The organism is Alteromonas sp. CNT1-28 (assembly GCF_022348345.1).
Classification (GTDB): Bacteria; Pseudomonadota; Gammaproteobacteria; order Enterobacterales; family Alteromonadaceae; genus Alteromonas; species Alteromonas macleodii.
Genome location: NZ_JAKREZ010000110.1, coordinates 1 through 1,275, shown reverse-complemented (window position 1 = coordinate 1,275; position 1,275 = coordinate 1). Strand labels below are relative to the sequence as shown.

The window sequence follows — 1,275 nt, the reverse complement described above, 5'->3', positions numbered from 1 at the left end:
TGGGGTCAGAGTCTGAGGGATCCCCACGAATTTAATTCCATGTGCCTGCGGTCCAGGCCCCGTCGACTATGGAGCTGTACCATTTGAGTGCAGTTTTCCACTGTCGCATAGTGAATCTTATTCGGCAAGCAACAGCTCTCAAACCGAGATAGTGGAATGACAGCACGCTTCTGGTGTCGGTATTAGCTTGGAAGCGCCGATGTTTATTCGAAGAGACGACTACCATACCCAATAAGATAGCAACCAGTGACGCTAACGTCGTCAGCAATACCAGGATTGTTAGACGCTGCTTTTTCACGCTTTTATTTTGCTCATAGCCAAGCCCGAACTTGGTACTTTTCATGTCTCTAAAGCCTTCTTCAATCTGCATCCGCTGGCGATAAATGGCAACGACCTGTTTCGATAAGCGTTGATGAGATGCTAGTGATGTGGCTAACAGCCACGGGTCTTTTGCACCTTGCGCATGGACTTTCGACCGCTTTGAGGCTTTGCGTGTACCATCTGGATTTGAAGCGTGGCGCCCTTTCGCTTTCTGCTTGAACAGAACTAACGTACAGGCAAAGGGGTTACCTCTAGCTATTTGGCTGTTATCAAAACGCTTAGGTCGACTGGTCGCTTGGGCATAAAGGTGACGAATACACTGCCACGTATTGCCGCTGTCGAGTGAGTAAAAATGCGGTTTGCGAACCCGTCCGACAATATCCCAGCCTAACGCTAATACTTCCCTGAACCAGGGTGATTTATATCCTGCGTCGGTGACGATAATGGGTCGGCAATTTGAAGGTAACATGGCGTGTAACGCCTTTAAGAATGCCTTGTGGGGGTCTACCCTTTAAAGATATGGCCGCGCGTAAAAGAAAGTGCGCTTTATGGTCATCTAAATCTGACCAGTCGATTGAGATAACAGGGCGAGATGTGCTGCCACAAAATAGTTGGCAAATAGATGCATAGATAAATGGTGTTTCACTTAATAAATGCGGGTTTGAAAGCAAGCGGTCGGCACGTTTAATCCGGTGTTTCTCAAAGGCTTTAGTCTCAATTCCTCGACCTATGCTGGTTACGGTTGCAGCGCTTCCGTTGAGCAGGCTCTTAACGCACGCCGTTACTGCATTCCGACGAGTTTTATGCATTTTATAGCTGACAAGCGATACGACTTTGTTCACAATAGATAGGGCATTCATGGCTGTTTGGCCTCAGTGAAGTTTGGCGATTGATCTGATCACCAAACGTCATGAATGTTCCTATCTTTTTTATCTTATTGATATCGCAATATTA

General features: G+C 46.8%; 2 protein-coding genes. Both read right to left on the bottom strand.

The annotated features are described in order from the left end of the window. Positions 1-31 precede the first annotated feature (31 nt). Positions 32-790, bottom strand: a complete 759-nt coding sequence (locus MHN02_RS21560; protein ID WP_239247995.1) for an IS4 family transposase — start codon at positions 788-790, stop codon at positions 32-34. After that, positions 741-1,181 (bottom strand): hypothetical protein, encoded by a 441-nt coding sequence (locus MHN02_RS21555; RefSeq protein ID WP_239247994.1) that lies wholly within the window; start codon positions 1,179-1,181, stop codon positions 741-743. The genes MHN02_RS21560 and MHN02_RS21555 overlap by 50 nt, the downstream gene beginning before the upstream one ends. Positions 1,182-1,275: the final 94 nt, after the last annotated feature.